This is a genomic window from Streptosporangium sp. NPDC005286 (assembly GCF_040607515.1).
GTDB lineage: Bacteria > Actinomycetota > Actinomycetes > Streptosporangiales > Streptosporangiaceae > Streptosporangium.
In genome coordinates, this window is record NZ_JBEXGU010000006.1 from 101,668 (window position 1) to 123,132 (window position 21,465).

At 69.1% G+C, this 21,465-nt stretch carries 20 protein-coding genes; 10 read left to right on the forward strand and 10 right to left on the reverse strand.

The window, feature by feature from the left end; translation table 11 throughout:
• Window positions 1-9: 9 nt before the first annotated feature.
• The 4 genes from ABZU75_RS04360 to ABZU75_RS04375 all read right to left on the reverse strand — a co-directional run bounded on the left by ABZU75_RS04360 (window position 10) and on the right by ABZU75_RS04375 (window position 4,310).
• The gene (locus tag ABZU75_RS04360) at window positions 10-957 is read right to left on the reverse strand and encodes a ParA family protein (protein ID WP_326638505.1); all 948 of its coding nucleotides are present in this window, start codon (window positions 955-957) and stop codon (window positions 10-12) included.
• A 99-nt stretch (window positions 958-1,056) separates the two neighbouring features.
• Window positions 1,057-1,983 carry a tyrosine recombinase gene (locus tag ABZU75_RS04365; protein ID WP_350922892.1) on the reverse strand — a complete coding sequence of 309 codons (927 nt, stop codon included), beginning with the start codon at window positions 1,981-1,983 and terminating at the stop codon, window positions 1,057-1,059.
• 12 nt (window positions 1,984-1,995) lie between these two features.
• Window positions 1,996-2,643 (reverse strand): NUDIX hydrolase, encoded by a 648-nt coding sequence (locus ABZU75_RS04370; RefSeq protein WP_350964022.1) that lies wholly within the window; start codon window positions 2,641-2,643, stop codon window positions 1,996-1,998.
• The gene (locus ABZU75_RS04375) at window positions 2,640-4,310 is read right to left on the reverse strand and encodes a CTP synthase (RefSeq protein WP_355549377.1); all 1,671 of its coding nucleotides are present in this window, start codon (window positions 4,308-4,310) and stop codon (window positions 2,640-2,642) included. The genes ABZU75_RS04370 and ABZU75_RS04375 overlap by 4 nt, the downstream gene beginning before the upstream one ends.
• A gap of 156 nt (window positions 4,311-4,466) precedes the next feature.
• On the opposite strand from ABZU75_RS04375, the gene ABZU75_RS04380 reads away from it, so the two are divergent.
• From ABZU75_RS04380 to ABZU75_RS04400, 5 genes are all read left to right on the forward strand, one after another.
• Window positions 4,467-5,228, forward strand: a complete 762-nt coding sequence (locus ABZU75_RS04380) for an acyltransferase (protein ID WP_355549379.1) — start codon at window positions 4,467-4,469, stop codon at window positions 5,226-5,228.
• Between the two features lie 92 nt (window positions 5,229-5,320).
• The gene (locus ABZU75_RS04385) at window positions 5,321-6,454 is read left to right on the forward strand and encodes a nitronate monooxygenase (RefSeq protein ID WP_355549381.1); all 1,134 of its coding nucleotides are present in this window, start codon (window positions 5,321-5,323) and stop codon (window positions 6,452-6,454) included.
• Window positions 6,455-6,730: 276 nt separating this feature from the next.
• Window positions 6,731-7,330, forward strand: coding sequence for a DUF4126 domain-containing protein (locus tag ABZU75_RS04390; protein WP_355549383.1), 600 nt, complete (start codon window positions 6,731-6,733; stop codon window positions 7,328-7,330).
• A 52-nt stretch (window positions 7,331-7,382) separates the two neighbouring features.
• Window positions 7,383-7,997 carry a hypothetical protein gene (locus tag ABZU75_RS04395; RefSeq protein WP_355549385.1) on the forward strand — a complete coding sequence of 205 codons (615 nt, stop codon included), beginning with the start codon at window positions 7,383-7,385 and terminating at the stop codon, window positions 7,995-7,997.
• A gap of 113 nt (window positions 7,998-8,110) precedes the next feature.
• Window positions 8,111-8,692: a Uma2 family endonuclease gene (locus ABZU75_RS04400; protein WP_355549387.1), complete on the forward strand. Its 582-nt coding sequence runs from the start codon at window positions 8,111-8,113 to the stop codon at window positions 8,690-8,692.
• Between the two features lie 131 nt (window positions 8,693-8,823).
• Here ABZU75_RS04400 and uvrB read toward each other — a convergent pair whose 3' ends face one another.
• Window positions 8,824-10,935, reverse strand: a complete 2,112-nt coding sequence (gene uvrB, locus ABZU75_RS04405; RefSeq protein WP_355549389.1) for an excinuclease ABC subunit UvrB — start codon at window positions 10,933-10,935, stop codon at window positions 8,824-8,826.
• 199 nt (window positions 10,936-11,134) lie between these two features.
• On the opposite strand from uvrB, the gene ABZU75_RS04410 reads away from it, so the two are divergent.
• Genes ABZU75_RS04410 through ABZU75_RS04420 form a run of 3 tightly spaced genes read left to right on the forward strand, consistent with a single transcriptional unit; the run spans window position 11,135 to window position 14,790 of the window.
• Window positions 11,135-12,700: an SPFH domain-containing protein gene (locus ABZU75_RS04410; RefSeq protein WP_355549392.1), complete on the forward strand. Its 1,566-nt coding sequence runs from the start codon at window positions 11,135-11,137 to the stop codon at window positions 12,698-12,700.
• 48 nt (window positions 12,701-12,748) lie between these two features.
• Window positions 12,749-13,999 (forward strand): SPFH domain-containing protein, encoded by a 1,251-nt coding sequence (locus ABZU75_RS04415; protein ID WP_355549394.1) that lies wholly within the window; start codon window positions 12,749-12,751, stop codon window positions 13,997-13,999.
• Window positions 14,000-14,016: 17 nt separating this feature from the next.
• Entirely contained in the window at window positions 14,017-14,790 is a 774-nt protein-coding gene (locus tag ABZU75_RS04420) for a sporulation protein (RefSeq protein WP_355549396.1), read from the forward strand.
• Window positions 14,791-14,992: 202 nt separating this feature from the next.
• Here the strand turns inward: ABZU75_RS04420 and ABZU75_RS04425 are convergent, their stop codons facing one another.
• Window positions 14,993-15,730: a hypothetical protein gene (locus ABZU75_RS04425; protein WP_355549398.1), complete on the reverse strand. Its 738-nt coding sequence runs from the start codon at window positions 15,728-15,730 to the stop codon at window positions 14,993-14,995.
• Window positions 15,731-16,167: 437 nt separating this feature from the next.
• On the opposite strand from ABZU75_RS04425, the gene ABZU75_RS04430 reads away from it, so the two are divergent.
• Window positions 16,168-16,539, forward strand: a complete 372-nt coding sequence (locus tag ABZU75_RS04430) for a sigma-70 family RNA polymerase sigma factor (RefSeq protein ID WP_355549400.1) — start codon at window positions 16,168-16,170, stop codon at window positions 16,537-16,539.
• Window positions 16,540-16,633: 94 nt separating this feature from the next.
• Here the strand turns inward: ABZU75_RS04430 and ABZU75_RS04435 are convergent, their stop codons facing one another.
• The 4 genes from ABZU75_RS04435 to ABZU75_RS04450 all read right to left on the reverse strand — a co-directional run bounded on the left by ABZU75_RS04435 (window position 16,634) and on the right by ABZU75_RS04450 (window position 20,465).
• Window positions 16,634-17,572, reverse strand: a complete 939-nt coding sequence (locus ABZU75_RS04435) for a GNAT family N-acetyltransferase (protein WP_355549402.1) — start codon at window positions 17,570-17,572, stop codon at window positions 16,634-16,636.
• Between the two features lie 542 nt (window positions 17,573-18,114).
• Complete coding sequence (locus ABZU75_RS04440) at window positions 18,115-18,309, reverse strand: hypothetical protein (RefSeq protein WP_355549404.1); 195 nt, start codon at window positions 18,307-18,309, stop codon at window positions 18,115-18,117.
• 25 nt (window positions 18,310-18,334) lie between these two features.
• Window positions 18,335-18,751 (reverse strand): ATP-binding protein, encoded by a 417-nt coding sequence (locus tag ABZU75_RS04445; protein WP_355549406.1) that lies wholly within the window; start codon window positions 18,749-18,751, stop codon window positions 18,335-18,337.
• 136 nt (window positions 18,752-18,887) lie between these two features.
• Complete coding sequence (locus ABZU75_RS04450; protein ID WP_355549409.1) at window positions 18,888-20,465, reverse strand: hypothetical protein; 1,578 nt, start codon at window positions 20,463-20,465, stop codon at window positions 18,888-18,890.
• Window positions 20,466-20,702: 237 nt separating this feature from the next.
• On the opposite strand from ABZU75_RS04450, the gene ABZU75_RS04455 reads away from it, so the two are divergent.
• Entirely contained in the window at window positions 20,703-21,374 is a 672-nt protein-coding gene (locus ABZU75_RS04455) for a hypothetical protein (protein WP_355549411.1), read from the forward strand.
• Window positions 21,375-21,465: the final 91 nt, after the last annotated feature.

Below are 21,465 nucleotides of genomic sequence, written 5' to 3' on the forward strand. Positions count from 1 at the left end.
CAGGTGGGATCATCGCTCCAGCGCGGCCCACCTGGCAAGAACTTCCCTGGCGAGCTCGCGGTACGCGCTGGCGCCGAGCGAGGAGGAGTCGAAGCTGGTGATGGGCTCACCGGCCACGGTCGCGTCGGGGAAGCGAACCGTCCGGTTGATCACTGTGTGGTAGACCTTGTCGTCGAACGCCTCGACGACCCGGGCCAGCACCTCGCGGCCGTGCAGGGTGCGCGCGTCGTACATGGTGGCGAGCAGGCCCTCGATGACCAGCTCGTCGTTGATGCGCTCCTGGACCTTGATGATGGTGTCCATGAGCAGCGCGACACCGCGCAGCGCGAAGAACTCGCACTCCAGCGGCACCATGACGCCGTGCGCGCAGGCCAGCGCGTTGATCGTGAGCAGTCCCAGGGAGGGCTGGCAGTCGATCAGGCAGACGTCGTACTCGGGCAGGAGGGGCTTGATGACCCGGCCGAGCACCTGCTCGCGGGCGACCTCCGTGACGAGCTGGACCTCGGCGGCCGACAGGTCGATGTTGCTGGGCAGCAGGTCCATGCCCTCGACGCCGGTCTCCAGCAGCACGTCCCTGGCCGTGATCTGCCGCTCCATGAGGAGGTTGTAGACCGTCAGGTCGAGCTGGAGGGGGTTGATCCCGAGACCGACCGAGAGGGCGCCCTGCGGGTCGAAGTCGACCAGCAGAACCTTGAGCCCGGCCTCCGCCAGCGCGGCGCCCAGGTTGATCGTGGTGGTCGTCTTGCCGACGCCGCCCTTCTGGTTGACCATGGCGACGACCCTCGCCGGTCCGTGCACGGTGCGAGGGGGCGGGTCGGGGAAAACAGGGCGGGGACGCCCGGTCGGGCCGAGGACTCCCCCACTGCGAGGGGTCCCGGCGGTCTTGGTGTCGCCCCAGGGATTCTCGGGGTTTGCCGGGGCCGCTCCCCGGATAGAACCGTCGGTGGTCACAGTCACCAGTCGAACCTCCCTGACGGCCTCTAACCGGACCGTCCGGACGGACACTATGGCGTCAACACGTATGCGGCAAGGCGGCACGCCCGGACATAAGGAAGGTCAATCCCGCGTGCGCGGATGCGCCACGGCATAGACCTCCCGGAGCCTGTCGACCGTGACCTGCGTGTACACCTGGGTGGTGGTCACCGAGGCGTGGCCGAGTAGTTCCTGAACCACCCTAACGTCCACACCGCCGTCAAGGAGGTGGGTTGCGAACGAATGTCGCAACATATGTGGCGACACTCCTTCGAGCCCGCCGCGCTCGGCGGCGCCCTGGAGGACCTCCCAGGCCCCCTGCCGGGTGAGCCGGCCGCCCCTGGCGTTGAGAAAGAGCCCCGAGGTGCCGCGGCCGTGGGAGGCGATGCGGGGGCGGGCACGGGTGAGGTAGGCGCCCAGCGCCTCCCCCGCGAAGTCGCCCAGGGGCACCAGCCGGGTGCGCCCGCCCTTACCCCGCAGCCGCACCCGTTGGGCCTCCGCCCCCAACTCGACGTCGTCGACGGTGAGCCCGACGGCCTCGGAGATACGCGCGCCGGTGCCGTACAGCAGTTCGAGCAGTGCCCGGTTGCGCAGGGTGAGAGGGGCGCCGTCGGGCCCGGAGGCGGCGATCAGTCGCTCCACGTCGCGGACGCTGATCGCCCTGGGTAGCCGCCTGAGCTGGCGCGGCGGGCGCACCTCGCGGGCGGGGTCATGGCGGCAGAGGCCCTGGCTCAGCGCGAAGCGGTGCAGCCCGCGCACCGCGGAGACGGCCCGCGCCGCCGAGGCGGCGACGAGGGCCTGGTGCTCCCCGTCGCCCTCCCTGAGTGCCGCCACGAAGGCGGCGACGTCGCCCTCGGCGACCTCGGCGAAAGTGACGCGGCCGCGGTGCTTGAGGTGCTCCACGTATCGCAGGAGGTCACGGCGGTAGGAGGCCAGTGTGTTGGCTGCCAGGCCCCGCTCCCCCGCCAGGTGGGCGAGGTAGCGCAAGAGGACGGCCTCCGTCTCGCTCAGGGTGTCCTCCTGTCATGCCTCCGGTGCGTCGGCGGGCCGCAGCGAGGCGAATCCATCCGCCGAAGCGGCGTATGCGGCGAGAATACCGGCCACGGCTTGGGAATTGTGGATCATTCCCGCCATGGCACGCCGAACCGCGTCGGACAGGGGAATCCAGACCACCGGCATGTCGGCCTCCTCGTGCCGGTGGACGAAGTCCAGCTCCCCCTCGGGAATGGGAGCGACGTCCCTGGCGAGGAAGATCCGGGTGCGCTCATCGGTCATTCCCGGCGAGATGAAGGCGTCGACGAGGGTGTGCCAGGTGCCCGCCCGGTAGCCCGCCTCCTCGGCGAGCTCGCGGGCCGCCCCCGCCTGCAGGGACTCTCCGTGGACGTCGCGCAGCCCCGCGGGCAGCTCCCACAGCAGCCGCCTGACGGGGTGGCGGTACTGGCGGATCATCAGGACCCGCTCCCGGTCGTCGAGGGCGACGACGGCCACGGAGCCGGGGTGGACCACGTAGTCACGGTTGACGACATCGCCCTCCGGCATGACCACCGCGTCGGTGACGGCGGTGATGACCCGGGCGCGGAAGTGCTCGGTGGAGGAGGTGACCTTCCACTCCTCGGGAACGTCCAGGACCTCCAGGACGTCCTCGCTCCGCCCTCCTCGCGTGTCGCTCACTTGCCCCGCCCGGCCTTGGCGACGGTGCCACGGGTTTCCGCGTACGTCAGGGCGGCGCCGATCAGGCCCTTGAACAGTGGATGCGCGCGGGTCGGCCGGGAGCGGAACTCCGGGTGCGCCTGGGTGCCGATGAAGAAGGGGTGGAGATCGGTGGGCAGCTCGGCGTACTCCACCAGGCGGCCGTCCGGTGAGAGACCCGAGAAGACCATGCCGACCTTCTCCAGCTGCTCGCGGTAGGAGTTGTTGACCTCGTAGCGGTGGCGGTGGCGCTCGTCGACCTTCGCCATGCCGTACAGCTGGCGGGCGAGGGTGCCCTCACCGAGCCTGGCCGGGTAGAGGCCCAGCCGCATGGTGCCGCCCATGTCGCGCTCGCCGGAGACGACGTCCTGCTGGTCGGCCATGGTGGAGATGACCGGGTGGGTGGTCTCCGCGTCGAACTCGGTGCTGCCGGCGTCCTCGATGTCCGCGAGGTTGCGGGCCGCCTCGATGACCATGCACTGCATGCCCAGGCAGATGCCGAGCAGCGGGATCTTGTTCCCCCTGACGTGCCGGATCGCGCCGACCTTGCCCTCGATGCCGCGCACCCCGAAGCCGCCCGGGACCAGGACGCCGTCGACGCCGTCGAGCTCGCGGGCCGCCCCCTCGGGGGTCTCGCAGTCGTCGCTCTTCACCCAGCGGATGTTGACCCGGGCGTCGTTGGCGAAACCGCCCGCGCGCAGCGCCTCGGTGACCGACAGGTAGGCGTCGGGCAGGTCGATGTACTTGCCGACGAGCGCGATCGTGACCTCGTTGGCCGGGCGGTGCACCCGGCGCAGGAGCTGCTCCCACTCCTTCCAGTCGACGTCCCTGAAGGGCAGGCCGAGGCGGCGCACCACGTAGGCGTCCAGGCCTTCCGCGTGCAGCACCTTGGGGATGTCGTAGATGCTGGCGGCGTCGATGGCGGAGACGACCGCGTCCTCGTCGACGTCGCACATGAGACTGATCTTGCGCTTGATCGCGTTCGTGACCGGGCGGTCGGAGCGCAGGACGATCGCGTCGGGCTGGATGCCGATGCTGCGCAGCGCGGCGACCGAGTGCTGGGTCGGCTTGGTCTTCAGCTCTCCGCTCGGCCCGATGTACGGCAGCAGCGAGACGTGCAGGAAGAACACGTTGTCGCGGCCGACCTCGTGGCGGACCTGGCGGACGGCCTCCAGGAAGGGCAGCGACTCGATGTCGCCCACGGTGCCGCCGACCTCGGTGATGACCACGTCCACGTCGGGGCCGGCCATCGACCGGATACGGTCCTTGATCTCGTTGGTGATGTGCGGGATGACCTGCACGGTGTCACCGAGGTACTCGCCGCGTCGCTCCTTGGCGATGACGTTGGAGTAGACCTGGCCGGTGGTCACGTTGGCCGAGCCGTGCAGTTCGGTGTCGAGGAACCGCTCGTAGTGGCCGACGTCGAGGTCGGTCTCGGCGCCGTCGTCTGTGACGAAGACCTCACCGTGCTGGAACGGATTCATGGTGCCGGGGTCGACATTGAGATAGGGGTCGAGCTTCTGCATGGTGACCCGCAGGCCGCGCAGTTTGAGAAGACGCCCGAGGCTTGACGCCGTCAGTCCCTTACCCAGACTGGAGGCGACGCCGCCTGTGACGAACAGATGCTTGGTGTGTGCGGCGCTGCGCAAGAAGGCTCCCGTGGTCGTTGAAGATCAGTCGGCACACCCTTGTGAATGGCCTACAGGTCCACGGGCTCTCAGAATATCAAACGGCACCGGCGAAGTGCCCGAACAACCCCCACCCGCATTCCTACCAAACCTAACCAAGCAGTAACTTGATCCGTTATGTCACTTCGTGGGGTGGTACGGCGTGCTGTGGGCAGCCTGATCCACCGACTCTGGGCGGCGGTCCGCGCGGCCGGCGCCGTCAGCCCCGCCAGCCCTGCCGGATACCGGTTCCGGCGCCTCGGCGAGGGCGCCTGCCTGTCGTTCCCGGTCGGGGCCATCTTCGGCGAGGCCTGGATCGAGATCGGCGACCACGCCCTGATCGGCGAGCGGGTCTCCATCTCCGCGGGCATGGGCCCCGGGGTGGACCTGGGCCCGAACTCGATCGTACGGATCGGCGGAAGCTGCTCCATCGGCCGGGGCAGCCACATCGTGGGCCACCAGTCGATAGACATCGGCGACCACGTCTTCACCGGCCCGTACGTCTACATCACCGACCAGAACCACGTCTACGACGACCCCGAGATGCCGATCGGCCGTCAGTGGCCGCGCAACAACCCCGTCTCCATCGGGTCGGGATCGTGGCTGGGCACCGGCGCGATCATCCTGCCGGGCACCCGGATCGGCAGGCAGTGCGTGGTGGCGGGCGGGGCCGTGGTGCGCGGGGAGTTCCCCGACCACAGCGTGATCGCGGGCATCCCCGCCAAGGTGGTACGCCACTACGTCCCCGGCGAAGGCTGGCTGCCACCTCACCTCGGCGGCGCGGAGGCCTCCGGCCCGGAGACCTCCGGCGGCCCGGGGGGCGAGACCGCAAAGCCGCCCGGCGCCCTGGCCGGACCGGCCGTGCCGCCTCCCCCCGCCGACCCCGTCCACACCGCCTGACGCTCCCCTCCGCCACGGGGATCGCGACCACCCGGTTCCACGCTCGGTCACGACACTGGACCGAACAAGGTTCTGCGACTTACGGTCACATCATGCGGACCGCGATCTGTGAGAGATTCGGCGTCGAGTTCCCGCTCTTCGCCTTCAGCCACTGCCGCGACGTGGTCGCCGCGGTGACCAACGCGGGCGGGTTCGGCGTGCTCGGCGCCGTCGCCTACTCCCCCGAGCAACTCGACACCGAGCTGGGCTGGATCGACGAGCGTGTCGGCGGCCGCCCGTACGGGGTGGACGTGCTCGTGCCCGGCAGGATCGACGCCTCGGCCGGCGACCGGAGCACCCGCCTCACCGACCACATCCCCCAGCGGCACCGAGACTTCGTGGCACACCTGCTCGGCAAGTACGGGGTGAGCGGGGCGGAGACGCTCAGCGGCGCGATGGCCGGCCGCGCCGACGAGATGGGGCGCCGGGTGACCAGTGAGGGCGCCACCGGGCTGATCGACGTGGCGCTCAAGCACCCGATCGGCCTCATCGCCAGCGCGCTCGGCCCGCCCCCGCCGGAGATGACGGCCAAGGCCAGGCAGGCCGGGGTGCCGGTCGCGGCGCTGGTCGGTACCGTCGAGCACGCCCGCCGCCAGGTCGCCGCCGGAGCCGACGTGATCGTGGCCCAGGGCTCCGAGGCGGGCGGCCACACCGGCGAGATCTCCACGATGGTGCTCGTCCCCCAGGTCGTGGACGCGGTGGACGTCCCGGTGCTGGCGGCCGGCGGCATCGCGGGAGGCCGCCAGATGGCCGCCGCGCTCGCGCTGGGCGCCGAGGGGGTGTGGTGCGGTTCGGTCTGGCTGACCACCGAGGAGGCCGAGACCCTGCCCCTGGTCAAGCAGAAGATGCTGGCCGCCACCTCCTCCGACACCGTGCGGTCCCGGTCGCGGACCGGCAAGCCCGCCCGGCAGCTGAGATCCGCCTGGACCGACGAGTGGGACGGGGCCCCGGAGAGTCCGGGCGCGCTGCCGATGCCGCTGCAGATGCTCCTCGCCGAGGGCGCGATGGCCAGGATCGGCAGGGCCGCCGAGAGCGGCTCCCCCGGCGCCGCGGAGCTCGCCACCTACTTCGTCGGGCAGGTCGTCGGGCAGATGAACCAGATCAGACCGGCCCGCCGGGTGGTCCACGACATGATCGAGGAGTTCGCCGCCGCCGTCGAGCGCCTCGACCGCCTCACCGGCACCTGACCGGCTCCCCCAGCCTCCCCTGCTCTCCCCTTCCTCGGCCCCTCCGCTCTCCCCTGCTCTCCCTCTTCTCGGGCTCCTCTGTTTCAGCTGTTTCAGCGCGTCCCGGTTTCGGTGGATTCCTCGGCCTCGGTGACGCCCGATGGACCCTTTCGGTATCCTCTCCCCGGCTCACCGGAGCGGCCACCGAGACCGGAGCGATACCGGGAGAGGGAACCGAGCGGGATCGATCAGCCACCGTGAAACGTTGGAGGAAGCAGAGAGGACAACGGAGGTGCGATGCTCGCGGCACTGACGGGCCTTGGGCTCTCCACCGCGGCCGGGCTCAACGCCTACATCCCGCTGCTGGTGGTCGGCCTGCTCGCCAACTTCACAGACCAGATACGGCTGCCGCAGGAGTTCGCCTGGCTCTCCAACGGCTGGGTGCTCGGGATCATCGGCGTGCTGCTCCTGGCGGAGTTCGTGTTCGACAAGGTCCCGGTGGTCGACAGCGTCAACGACATGATCCAGACCGTCGTCCGCCCGGCCTCCGGCGGCGTCGTCTTCAGTGCCACCGAGGCCGCGGCCCGGCTGGACGGCTCGACCTGGATGAGCCACAACCCCTGGCTCAGCTGGGTGCTGGGCATCGGGATCGCGCTGGCCGTGCACATCATGAAGACGACCGCCAGGCCCGTGGTGAACGCCACCACGGCCGGGGTGGGCGCGCCCGTGGTCAGCACCGTCGAGGACGCCGGGGCACTGGGCATCAGCCTGGTGGCGATCTTCCTGCCCGTCCTGGTCATTCTGGTGGTGGCGGGGCTGGCACTGCTCGCCTGGTGGGCGACCCGCAGAATACGGCGACGGAGGCGGAGCCGGGTGGCCGACCCGAGCCTGCAATGAGGCCGCGCTCGCGGACTATGCTCTAAACATCTCGTACAACCCCCGTGGGGAGGTGGTTCCGATCGGCGAATTCCTCATGATCCTGCTGGTGATCCTGCTGTTCTTCCTTCTCCTGGGAGCAGTCGGGATCTATCTGCTGGTCAAGGTCGGCAAGAAGGCCACGAAGAAGGCCAAGAGCGTCTCTACCCGGGTCGCCTCCCACATGGCCGCGATGGGCACCGGTGACGCCGCGGAGACCGAGCGGATGCGTCTTGACCTGCGGCGCGAGATCTCCCTGACCCGTCAGGCGGTGGACCACGCGCTGCGCGACGGCTGGGGACTGGGCGATCTGCCTCAGCTGGTGGGAGAGATAGCGGCGCACGCCGAGCAGCTCGACGCCCAGCTCGCCCACTACGCCCAGGAGCGACGGGTCTCGCCCTACATCGATCACACGGCGCTGGGCCGCCTGCGCGAGCACCACGCCAAGCTGACCACGTCCTGCGCCCGGATCAGGGCCGACCTGCGCAACGACCAGATGGCGCACTCGGCCGGGGGCATCGACCAGATCCAGGACCGCACCGACCTGGAGATCGAGGCCCGCCGCCGGGCCCCCGACCCGCTGGACCAGATCGACGAGCTCTACAAACGCACCACGATCAACCGCTCCCTCCCCGAAGACCTCCGCTGACCGACTGCTCACAGCCAGTCGGCGGCTCCGGACGACCTGCGGGTCGGACACGTAAAGTGCCAGGATGACTCCGTCAGGTAATGTTTCGGGGTGTCGCCGAAGGAGGTTCTCTGATGACAGCCGCTTTCCCCGAGTGGTTCTACCCTGGGCCCGCCGGTGGATGGACCGCCGATATGCTCGATCGTCTCCCTCCCGACGCGCCCCGGCATGTCGAACTGATCGACGGGTCGCTCATCATGATGTCTCCGCAGACCGCCTTCCACATGCTCATGCTCAGGCTTTTCGAGAGAGAGCTGACACCCCCTGACGATCTTGCTGTCGTTCGGGAGATGACCGTGACCCTGGGACTCCGGCAGCGGCCGGAACCCGACATCATGCTGGTGGCGAGTTCGGCGTTGACGAGTCTGAGAACCACCTCGTTCAAGCCGGAGGACGTGCACCTGGTGGTCGAGGTGGTATCCCCCGAATCGCTGGAACGAGACCGCACCACCAAGCCGATCAAATACTCCGATGCCGGGATCAGGTATCTCTGGCGCGTGGAGCAGGAGGACGACAGGCCCGTCGTCTACACCTTCGAACTGGAACCCTCCGTCAAGGCGTACGTCCCAACGGGCATCCACCGGAGGCGGTTGAAGACGGACATCGGCTTCGAGGTCGACATCGACCTCGACCTTGGCAAGTTCACCGGTCCGTGAGGACGTCGTAGATCCCGAGCCGCGCCCCTCGGAGGCTTCGCTCCCCGCATGCCCCTTTTCCATCGTCCTCGATGCTGGTCGTCCCAGGCCGTCCCCGCGGCGAACCACACGAGGGACGGCCGGGGACCGGTTCAGGAGACGCCGGCCTCGCGCATGTCGCGGACCTCCCGCTTGAGCTCCTTGATCTCGTCGCGGAGCCGGGCGGCGACCTCGAACTGCAGGTCGGCGGCGGCCTGGTGCATCTGCTCGGTGAGCGACTCCATCAGCGCCTCCAGCTGGGCCCTGGGCATCTCTCCGGCGATCGCCCTGGCATGCTGGCCCGCCTGCTTGACCGCGAAACCGGGGACGGGTGCCTTGCCGCGCGACTGCTGGCGACCGCTGCCGCCGAGGAGCTGGGCGGTGTCGGCGTCCTCCCGGTTGAGCGAGTCGAGGATGTCGGCGATCTTCTTGCGGAGCGGCTGCGGGTCGATGCCGTTGGCCTCGTTGTAGGCGGTCTGCTTGGCCCGGCGGCGGTTGGTCTCGTCGATCGCCCGCTCCATGGAGGGGGTGATCCGGTCGGCGTACATGTGCACCTGGCCGGAGACGTTTCTGGCCGCGCGGCCGATGGTCTGGATCAGGGAGGTCTCCGAACGGAGGAAGCCCTCCTTGTCGGCGTCGAGGATGGCCACCAGCGACACCTCGGGCAGGTCGAGGCCCTCACGGAGCAGGTTGATGCCGACCAGCACGTCGAACTCCCCCATCCGCAGCTCGCGCAGGAGCTCGATGCGGCGCAGGGTGTCGACCTCGCTGTGCAGGTAGCGGACCCGGATGCCGAGCTCCAGCAGGTAGTCGGTGAGGTCCTCGGACATCTTCTTGGTCAGCGTGGTGACCAGGACCCGCTCGTCCTTCTCGGTGCGGGTGCGGATCTCGTGGATCAGGTCGTCGATCTGCGACTTGGTCGGCTTGACGATCACCTCGGGGTCGATCAGGCCGGTCGGCCGGATGACCTGCTCGACCACGTCGCCCTTGGAGCGGCCCAGCTCATAGGGGCCCGGGGTGGCCGACAGGTAGACCGTCTGGCCGATCCGCTCCAGGAACTCCTCCCACCTCAGCGGGCGGTTGTCCATCGCGGACGGCAGGCGGAAGCCGTGGTCGACGAGCGTGCGCTTGCGGGAGGCGTCCCCCTCGTACATCGCGCCGATCTGCGGGACGGTCTGGTGGGACTCGTCCAGGACCAGCAGGAAGTCCTCGGGGAAGTAGTCGAGCAGGGTGTTGGGCGCGCTGCCCGGCTCGCGGCCGTCCATGTGGCGCGAGTAGTTCTCGATGCCGGAGCAGGTGCCGATCTGGCGCATCATCTCCAGGTCGTAGGTGGTGCGCATGCGCAGCCGCTGGGCCTCAAGGAGCTTGCCCTGGCGCTCCATGGTCTCCAGCGTCCCGGCCAGCTCGGCCTCGATGCCCCGGACGGCGCTCTCCATCCGCTCGGCGCCCGCGACGTAGTGGGAGGCCGGGAAGATGTAGAGCTCGGTGTCCTCGGTGATCACCTCGCCGGTCAGCGGATGCATGGTCGAGAGCTTCTCGATCTCGTCACCGAACATCTCGATGCGGACGGCGAGCTCCTCGTACTTGGGAATGATCTCGACGGTGTCGCCGCGCACCCGGAAGGTGCCCCGGGTGAAGGCCATGTCGTTGCGGGTGTACTGCATGTCGACGAGGCGGCGGAGCAGGCTGTCGCGCTCGATCTCCTGGCCGACCTTGAGCCTGACCATGCGGTCGACGTACTCCTGCGGGGTGCCCAGGCCGTAGATGCACGAGACCGAGGCGACCACGATCGTGTCGCGGCGGGTCAGCAGCGAGTTGGTCGCCGAGTGGCGCAGCCGCTCGACCTCCTCGTTGATCGAGGAGTCCTTCTCGATGTAGGTGTCGCTCTGCGGGACGTATGCCTCGGGCTGGTAGTAGTCGTAGTAGGAGACGAAGTACTCGACCGCGTTGTTGGGCATCATCTCGCGCAGCTCGTTGGCGAACTGCGCGGCGAGCGTCTTGTTGGGCTGGATGACCAGGGTGGGCCGCTGGAGGCGCTCGATCAGCCAGGCGACCGTGGCGGTCTTCCCCGTACCCGTGGCGCCCAGCAGGACGTTGTCCTTGTCACCCGCCTTGACGCGCCGTTCGAGCTCGGCGATCGCGGTGGGCTGGTCGCCCGAAGGGGTCATGTCGGTGACGACCTCGAAGGGGGCCACCTTGCGCTGCAAATCTGTTACCGGCCTCACCTGTTCCACTGTAGGCGGCGTGACCGACAATCCTTCTCCGTACGGTCTCCCGCCGGGGCGACCGGCTTAACCGCAAAGCAAGTGAACCGCAAGCGGGGTCCTCTTTACTGGCCGGCGTGCCTGCGCTTACAAAGCGTGATATATCGAGCTTTCGACATATGACTACCTCGGAGGTGTGATGTCCCGGCCAAGAGAAGCCATGCAGTACGCGAGGGCCGCGGCCCAGACGATAGGGCAGGGCGGCGACATGCGCCAGGTGGTCGGGCAGGCCGTCGGACAGTTCGCCGGGCAGGTGACCGGGCAGGCCGCCGGGGCCACCGGGAGTCCCGGGGGCTCCGGGAGCGAGGGCTTCGCGCTCAACCCCTCCGACTTCGCCGCCGCCCGTGACCAGGGCGCCTCCCTGGGCACGGTCATCGAGGCCCGCAGCGCGCCGCTCAACGAGGCCGGCGAGATCGTCAACCGGAGCTTCAGCGGCAACGGCCAGCACGGCGAGCCCGTCCACGTCATCTCCCCCGTGGTCATCCCCAAGAGCGGCGCCGCCAAGGTGATCATCCCGCTGGTGGTGCTGGCCGGCCTCGGCCTGGTCGGGCTGGTCGCCACCGGCCTCCCGGACGGGGCGCGGGTGCTGTTCGGCCCGCACTACTGGGCCGTGCTGGTGCTGGCCGCGGTGTTCCTGTGGTGGCGCAGGAGCGTGGTCATGGTGCCCGAGGGCTGCAAGGCCCTGATCACCAAGTTCGGCAAGCTCGTGCAGATCGCCGAGCCGGGCCGGGTGACGCTGTTCAACCCGTGGAAGCGGGTCAGCTACATCGTCAACACCACCCGCGAGTACCCCTTCAACGCGCCCATCCGCGAGGCTCCCACCCAGCAGGGCGTCAAGGCCAGCGTCGATTTGTTCCTGCAGTTCCGGATCGAGGACCCGGCCGAGTTCATCTTCGTGCTCGGCTCGGTCAGCGGCTTCCAGGCCAAGCTGCAGAACGCCATCAGCGAGGTCACCCGCTCGCTGATCTACTCCCAGCGCGCCGAGGAGATCTACGACCTGGTCGGCGAGAGCACGATGGGCATGCTGGACAACCTCAACCAGCAGTTCCTGCCCGCCGTGCGGCTCACCGACGTCAACATCACGCACGCCGAGCCGTCCAGCCAGGAGTACCGGATGGACCTGGCCGCCCCCGAGATGATCAGGGTCGCCAAGGAGGCGTACACCTACGAGTACGAGCTCCAGCTCCGCAAGGAGCAGAACGAGGGCGACCTGATCAAGGAGCTGGCCGGCCTGCAGGAGCAGCTGTCGGCCATCCACGCCGAGATCGCCGGGTACCAGGCCCGGATGGACACCGCGCTGGAGCGCGCCTCGCACCAGGCGAAGGCCCAGGCGGGCCAGCGGCTGGTGGAGGCGGAGTCCACCGCCAAGGCCAACGCGGCGCTGCTGGAGGCCCAGGCGCTGGACATCCGCGCGCTGAGCGCCGCCGAGGCGCCGGAGATCCTCGACTACCGGTTCCAGCAGGACCTGCTCGACAAGCTGGAGTCCGTCGCCTCGCACCTGCCGCGCCTGGTGCAGGTCGGCGAGGACGTCGATCTCGACCTGCTCGCGCTGGCCAGGCAGCTGGTCGGCAGCCGCGAGGCGCAGCTGTTCTCCGAGGCGGACATGGCCGCGATCAGGGCGCGGATGGCCGAGATCGGCGGCCGCGTCGAGGAGCGCGGGGCGGAGATCGCCGCCCTGCTCAACCCGCCCGCCGACGTCGCCGCGCCCGTACGAGATGAGGACTGACGTGCACCGGAACGGACCACGAGGCGAACGAGGAGCGGTGAGGACCCAGTGAGCAACGGAGAATTCTCCAAGATCAAGGAATCCCTGGCCTCCTGGTCGGAGATCCGCCAGCTGCTGCGCGGCGGCGAGTCGGGCCAGCTGGTCCCGGTGGTGATCCCCAAGGACCGGCGCGGTTTCGCCTGGGTGACGCTGCTGTTCTTCGCCCTCTACCTGGCGGGTACGGCCGCGCTCGCCGACGGGGTGTTCTCCCTGCTGGCCGCGGTCGGCGCGGTGTTCTTCCTGGTGGTGGCGCTGATCTGGCTCTGGCGCCGGGCGATCATCGAGATCGAGGAGGGCACCACCGGCGTGCGCAGCCGGTGGGGCGCCATCGTCGGCACGCTGCCTCCCGGCCGTCACTACCTGTGGCTGCCGTGGGACCGGGTGGACGCGGTGGTGGACACCTCCACCGAGATCCCCTACTCCGCGCCGATCGTGGCCTGCCCGACCGCGGAGAACGTCCCGCTCAAGTCGATCGAGTTCTTCCTGAAGTTCCGCATCGTCGACCCGGTGGCCTTCGTCCGTACGATCGGCGCCGGCAACTTCGACCTGGTGCTCAGCAGCGCCGTACAGGACGCCATCCGCCAGCGCAGCCGCCTGGTGCGGACCGAGCGCGCCTACGACCTGCGCGGCTCCGACGTCGGCGACATGCAGGAACTCCTCACCCGCCAGCTCGGCCGGTACGGCGTGCGGATCACCGGCGCCAACATCCCCGACGTGCAGCTGCCCGACCAGTACCAGCAGCACCTGGCCACCCGGGAGAAGGTCGCCAAGGAGCTGTCGGCCTTCGAGCGCGAGTGGGAGCTCACCCGCAAGCGCAGGATCGACACCCTGCTGATGGAGATCGAACGCTCCAAGAAGACGCGGGACGCGCGTATCGTCGAGGTACGAGCCGCCGCCAACACAGCGCGTAAGGACGTCGCCCGCATGCTGGAGGAGCACGAGACCGAGGCGCAGCGGGTGCGCTGGGAGATCGAGGCCAAGGGCCGGGCCGAGCTCACCTCCGCCGAGAACGAGGCGAAGGGGCTGCGCAGGCTGGCCGACTCCTACCGCGACAACCGCGCCGTGCTCCAGTACGAGCTGGCCCGCCGCAGGCTCGACGTGGGCGCCAAACTCGCGGAGAGCGCACCTCGTCCCGTCGTCGTCCGCACCACCGGCGCCTCCGGCGACACCTCCGCGCTGTCCACCCTGCTTCTGGCCCAGCTCCTGCCCCAGTTGGGCGGCGGCAACGGCCAGGTCGCCCCGCCGAACCAAATCCCCTGAGAAAACCTGGAGTCAAGATGGTGTTCCGCAAGCTGATGGCCGCGTTCGGGGCGGGTGTCGAGGTCGACACGGTCCTGCAGAACTCGCACGTGCGGCCCGGCGAGGTCCTGCGCGGGCAGGTCAACTTCCGCGGCGGCGGCTCCGACTACAAGGTCGAGGGCATCTTCATCGACTTCACCGCCGTGGTCGAGGTCGAGAGCGGTGACAACGAGTACAAGTCGACCTACAGCTTCCTGCGCCAGCAGATCACCGGACCGTTCCACCTGGCCGCGGGCGCCCCGCAGTCGGCCCCCTTCCAGATCCAGGTCCCCTGGGAGACCCCGATCAGCGCCATCGGCGGCCACCCGCTGCGCGGCATGCAGCTCGGCGTCTCCACCGAGCTGGCCCTGGCCGGCGCGCTCGACAAGGGCGACCTCGACCCGCTGTTCGTCAACCCGCTGCCCGCCCAGGACCACCTGCTCGGCGCGCTGGACCGGATGGGCTTCCGCTTCAAGAAGGCCGACCTGGAGCGGGGCACCCTGCACGGCTCGCGGATGCCGTTCTTCCAGGAGATCGAGTACTACGCGGGCGGTGAGTACCACCGCCACTTCAACGAGCTTGAGCTGACCTTCATCGCCGGCCCCCAGGCGATGGACGTCATCCTGGAGGCCGACAAGCGCGGCGGCTTCCTGTCCTCCAGCCACGACACCTACAGCCGCTTCACCGTCCACTACAACGACCACCCGGGCCAGGTGGAGCAGTCGCTGCGCGCCGGCCTCCAGGCCATGGCCCAGAAGCGCGGCTGGTTCTGACCTCTCTCGCGTCACGGTCCCGGCCCGGCCACCACCACCCGGTGGCCGGGCCGCGGCCTGTCCGGCCGGCGGGAGACGGGAACCACCTCGCACCACGACTCGTACGCCGGCCTGGCAGCCCGCTTTCGATCCTCTGGGACAGACGGGCTCAAACCGCATCCAGCGGCGCGAGCGGCACCGCGGGGGCCGTTCGCGGCATGCCCTATCGCGGTCGCATCAGGTCGAGGTCCTCACCCCATGCGTCCAGCACCGCGCCGTGCCCGGCGCGGCGGGCCGCCGACTCGACCTGGGCGAAGAGGCGCCGCTGCAGGGGCACGTCGCCCGTTCCCAAGATGTGGTCCGCGGCGTCCAGCAGCATTTCGGTGTCCCAGCCGGGCAGCGGGTATCGGGCGAGCTCCCATTCCAGGTACCTGTTGTAGGGACATGGACGACGGTCGAGCGCGAAGAGCAGCTCCAGCAAGAATCGGATGCTGTCGGCGGCGTCGAGACGGGCGGCGAGCGCGTGTCCGTCACGGTCGTTCTTGACGGAGCGGTAGAGGGAGTTGGCATAGGCGTCGAGCCATTCAGCGGAGCCCCGGAACGCCTCATCGGCATCGAGCCGCGCCTTGGCTGCCAGGATCCGGGCGATGCCTCCGTCGAGCCGGTCGAGCACGACCCGGGCGCGGGCGAGGGCGTAGCGCTCGAAGCCTGGCATTCCGGCCGCGCGGAACTCGGCGAGGGAAATGATGACGAGGTCGAGCTCGGGGGTGCGGTGGCCGGTGAACCGGGTGAGGTCCGTTGTCGCGCTGTCGGCGAGAACCACGTACAGGTCGTGGTCGGAGTGGTCGGTGGTCATGTCGTCGTGGGCGTGGGAGCCCTTGAGGACGAGGCCGACGACGGCGGGGGCGGCGGCGGCAAGTTCGACGAACGCGTGGTAGGTGAGGGGCCGCTGAGCGGGCATCGCGTGATCTCCGGTGGGATGGTGGCGGGTATGCCTGCCGGGGCGGCCCCGTCTGCCGGGGTCGCCCACGCCGTCCGCGGCGGCACCTGGCCGCCGCCCGGAAGATCAACGCACGCGTGCACCCTATCGCCAGACCGTCCGAGAGGTACCGAAACCAGGGCGACCTCAAGCACGGCCCCGGTTTCGCAGGACGACGTGAAGACGCGCGGCGGAGGACTCAGAACGCGAAATCCTTCGTCATCCACCTGCGGAATCGCTGTTCCGAAGGCGAACAGGAGCTCGGCACGGGTCAGCGGGGCGAGACGTTCGGCATCAGTCGGCCCTCACCGCCGGGTTCCAGGTGCCGGGCGAGTCTGTCGTAGGGTTTCTGCCAGACTTCGGCCGGCGGCCGGGGTAGGGGCGAGGGGCTGCTGACGGGCACGGGTGACGGCGACGCGGTGGTGGACGCCGCGCGGGCGGGCGACGAACCCGCGTTCGCGGCGCTCGTCGAGCGTCACCGGGGTGAGCTGCGGGTGCACTGCTACCGGATGCTGGGCTCGTTCGACGAGGCGGAGGACCTGGTGCAGGAGACGTTCCTGCGCGCGTGGAAGAGCCTCGGCGGTTTCGAGGGGCGCTCGACGTTCCGGGCCTGGCTGTACCGGATCGCGACGAACGCGTGCCTCGACGTCCTCGACGGCCGGGCGCACCGGGTGCTCCCCCAGTACCTGTCCGGGCCGTCGGATCCGAGCGTCTCGCTGCCGCCCCGTACCGACATCGCGTGGATGCAGCCGTTCCCTGACCGGTTGTGGGAGCCGGTCGCGTCGAGCTGACCGAGGTGCCGCACGCGACGAGCATCCGGTTCCGCGTCGTCGGCTGAGCCGTTCCCGGTGGTGGCGGCGGGACACCCGGCCGCCACCGGGAACCTCACAGGTCCAGCTGGTACTGGAAGGTTTTGTGGGTGGGCCGGTAGCCGAGCGAGTCGTTGACGGCCCGCATGTGGGTGTTGCTGTCGGCCGTGTCCGCCAGCAGTCCGCCCAGTTCCGGATAGCGTTCACGGACCTGCCGGATCATCTCGGCCTTCATCCATCTGGCCAGGCCGCGTCCGCGGTGTGCTGGCAGGACTCCCGTACCGTAGTGCTGACCGTCCCCCTTGCCGTCGCCGGGGACGACCAACTCGGTGAACCCGGCGATCGAGCCGTCGGACTCGTCGATGGCGACGACCGTGTGGAGCGACTCGCCGCGGTCCTCGATGGCCTGGGCGGCCGCCCTGACCCGCTCGACGTCCCAGACCACGACACCGTAGTCGGCGTCGTCCATCGGCATGTCGTCCATGGCCCGGCGGGAGGCGGTGAAGGTGTCGGCCAGGTCGTACGGCACCGTCCCGTCCCAAGAACACAGCCGATACCCGGCGTGCGGCCGGTCGGCGACCGTGTCCACGCCTGCCTGGGCCGGCACCAGCCTGGTGTACGTCAGGGCGAGCACCTTCCTGAACCCCCTGGCCGCCAGGAACCGGTCACCCGGCGTACCGGCCCGAGCCTGGGCGAGCACACAGCGCCGCCCTTCCCGCTCGGCGCCCGCCACCGTCCGCGCCAGCAACTCGGAGCCGACGCCCTTGCGCCGCTCCGCGGGATGCACGTTCAGCTCCAGTTCGGCCAGGTGGTCCTGGCCCTCACGGGTGAACAGGCGCAGAAACGCCGATCCCACCGGGACTCCATCGCCGGCAGAGGCCAGCCACACCAGGCGACGGCTGGACGCCCCCGGACTGGGATCGGCCAGCGGATCAATGTGAATCGACAAGATATCTCCATCTCCGATGACTTCAAGGCGGCCGGGCCACCCGCAGATCCGTAGATTGCCCGCCACGGCGGGCAACCGGCTACCGCCTCTTACGACCGACGCCGCCTACCGGGGGCTCACCGAGGGGATTCACGTCCGGCCGCCACAGCGGGACCGAGACGACACCGGTCCTGATGAACCATATGCCGCGGGGAGAAACCTCTGCCGATTCGGGGGCAGCCGTCACCACCGGAACCTAGCCTTCCCGCTCCCCCACCGGCCACTGATTTTAGATCTTGAAAGGGCACGTCCGCGCGTGTGGCGTAGGGGCTTGGGCCGCGCCTGGTCGCTCACCGTTTAACATCGCAATCGCTCCGATCTCTGCTCCGCAGTTTCTATGTAGCCATAGATTTTTCCCGCACTCACCGCCTTGGAAATCCAGTCCAGGCTGAGCCCGGGTTGCCGCAGCAGAGCGTCGCCTTCCGGGCGGAGTGAGGCGGCCCATGAGTGAAAAGTTTTCGTGACGACGGAGCTGCCGCTATAGCAGTATGAGCAGAACATGGGATCCTTGCAGTCCCAGTACAAGGGCATTCCGTCCTCGGCCGAAGAGAAAAGTGCGAGCCCGTGAGTCAGTGCCCCGCCGGTCGATTCTCGCGCTTCCTTTCGACTGCCAGGCGGCGGGCCATTTCGCCGAGGGTGGTCGCGCGCATCGCGTTGGGCAGGCCATTCTCCTCGGACAGACCGCGGCGGACCGCGCAGTAGCCGCCTCCGGCCGCCTCGGGGATGAGCCACTGTCTGCCGTACCGGACGGTCAAGATGGCCATCTCTCCGGGGTCGGCACGCCGATCATCACCGCGCCAGCCGGAACCAGACGATCCGGCCCGCCGTACCCTCGTGCCAGCCCCACGACAGGGCCAGTTCGCGGATCAGCCAGAGACCGCGGCCTCCCTCGGCGTCCTCGTCCGATTCGATCGGCACCTTAGGGGCACAGGTGGCGGACCCGCTGTCGGCCACCGCTATCTGAATGGTCTCGCCGCAGTTCGCCACCACAACCGTCACCAGCCCACCGGCGCACCCCGACTTCGAATGTCTTACCGCGTTCGAGACCAGTTCGCTGACCAGGAGCTCCGCGTCGTACATATCCCGCTGACCTGAGTTCTTCAGCACGCCCCTGACATATCGCCGGGCCGTACCGACCGACTCGGCCACCCCGGGCAGTTCGACACTGCCCAGCAGACCGAGCATGGGAACCACTTCGGCACTCATTGGGTCATCACCATTCCTGCGAACTGCCAGTCGCTCAAAAACGCCTGTCACGATGCCTCCACCAACCGGGCGAAATGTCCATTCAATTCCTCGACATCTCCCAGACAAAGGCTTGGCACTACGATGAAGGTGGCCGCTAACCCGCTGGGCGCAGGACCCGCTCCCAGGAGGTGTGCGTGTCGCGCAGGGCGCGTTCGCGCCGGTCGGCTGTCACGCAGATGTTGTCGCCGGCGAAGGCCTCACGCCAGACGTAGCCCTGGATGCAACTGCGCGGCCCGTCCGGGCCGTTCGTCCAGCGTCCGGCTCCCATCATGTTGTCGGCGATCACCTGGTCGCGGATCTCCTGGGTGACGCAGACCTGGTCGGTGCTGTCGGCTCCCCGCCAGACATAGCCCGGTTTGCAGGCGTTGGGGCCCAGGACGAGCCTGGCCGGGTTGCTCCGCGAGGCGGCGGTGGCGTTGTCGGAGACCACCTGACGGCGCGTGCTGGCGGGCACGCACACTTTGTCAGACGGCGTGGCCAGTCGCCGCGTGTACGAGGGGGTGCACTTGCCGTTCTCCTCCCAGTTGGCGGCGTCGGCGGTGTCGGCCTGGGTCTGCTCGTAGACGGCCGGTGTCACGCACACCAGGTCGTCGTGCGTCGCCTTGCGGTGGACGTAGCCGTCCAGGCACTTCTGGGTGAGGTTGGTGCTGGCCGTGACGACCGCCTCGTCCTGCCCCACGGAGTCGATCGAGACGCTGACCCCGTTGGTGTTCAGCGAGGTCACGGGATTGCGCGTTATCCGGTCCTTCAGCAGGTACGACACGCCGTTCTTGACCTCGTGCAGGAGCACGATGTCGGCGGGGATGCCGGCGCTCTGGCCGGTCTTCTTGCGGAACTCCACCGTGTAGTAGTGGAACGGGTCGGCGACGTCGAACGGGACGCGTACCATCTGCGTGCCGATCTTGCTGGGCTGGTCCAGCGGTACGAGGCGCACGGTCCGGCTCGCCACGCCGTCCGCGCCGAGCGTGACGATCCGGTGCGGCTCCAGCCAGCCCATCTCGTCACGGGTGGGACCGTTGAGGCCGACCGCGCTGGTGCCGAACCTCTTCGTCTCGTACCTGTGGATGTGCATGGCGCTCATGATGTCCCACTGGTCGTCGTACTCGCCGATCTGGGACCAGTCGGCGTTGCGGTAGGTGGGGTCGTCGGAGAAGGAGTGGTCCCTGTCGTAGCCGTGCAGCACCTCGTGGGTGGCGAAGCCGAGGTTCCAGGCGAGCGGGTCCAGCAGCACCCGCTTTCCCCAGCTGCCGGAGTCCACCGGGGCGTTGATCATGACGGCGGTCCAGTGGTCGGACGGAACGGTGTATCCGGCGGCGGCGGCCGTCTGCACGCAGTCCTCGATTCTCTGCCACCGGCCCTTGGTCCTGGCCTGCTCCAGCGTGAAGGGCATCGTGTACCAGCCCTTCACCACCGATCCCGCCACGCTCGTCCGGCCGCCCGACTGGTCGGCCAGGTAGTCGGCGAACCCGCCGAGGCCCTTGCCCGCGTCGGTGAACAGCTCCCGGAAGAACTGCGGAGGTTTGGGCTCCTCCGGACGGTCGGCGAACTTGCACAGCAGCACCGACCAGGGCAGGTCGCCCTGTACCGGGTACGCCTGGGCCGGCAGGGCGGGCACGCAGATCAGAGCGAGCAGCGCGATCGCGGCGGCCAGGAACGATCTTCGTAAGCGCATGAATCCTCCTTGGACACGCCCGAAACCAGACCAAGGTCTCAACCGCCGCTTGTTGCTCACTTGTGCGTGAATGGAGACCTCGCCGACCGGCTCCCGGCTCGTGCCGTCACTCACGAAGTGACTGTCAGGCCACCAACCTGCGAAGACGTCCCCGGCCCCCCGTATCTCGGCTACCGCGTCTCCTTCTCATTGGTTCACAAGCCGCTTCCCAGCACCGTCCGGCACCGTGGGGCGAGCATGCGGCAGCGGGGTGCCGCTACCCGAGAAGGGGCGCGATGGGCGTACGACGGCCCGTGCGGCCCGGACTTCTCGACCCCGCTGCGCGCCAAGATCACCTCCGGCAAGGGGACGACGCGCTACCAGTGGATCGACGAGAACGGACAACCGCTGCTCGGGACCGGTGTGCAGACCGCGCAGATCGCGGAGAACGGCGGCACACAGTACGTCGACGGCCCGCGACTGCCGCGACAGCGCCCGGGCAGCGGGAAGGTGGCGCTCCTGTTCCCCGACCTGAGCTCCACCCCCCTCATGTCCGGCCTGACCGCCTGGTCCACGACCTGCCGGCCCCTCGCGACGCCGAATCTGACGCAGGTCGATTTCACCAGCGAGGATGAGAGCTGCGAGCTGCCCAGGCCCGCCATCTTCACGCTGAAGGGCTCGATCACCGCGCTGGGGCCGGGTCCCATCCGCTACGCGTACGCGCGCAAGAGCACCCAGACGAACAACGCCTGGGTTCGCGACCCGTGGACCTCACTGACGCTCACCTCGGCCGGCATCGTCGACGTGTCCAAGCAGTGGACGGTGCCCGCCGGCCGGCGCGGGGAGCAGGGGTACTGGCGCCTTGAGATCGACGAGCCGTACGCGAGCGTGTCCGGTCAGGCCCGCTACTGGTTCTACTGCCCCGACTAGTGGCGTGTCACCGAACCTTGCTGGGCTATTTGATCTCGGCGGGTGAGCAGGCCAGCCTGGTCCCGGAGTAGTTCTGGGAGGTGGGCGTGGC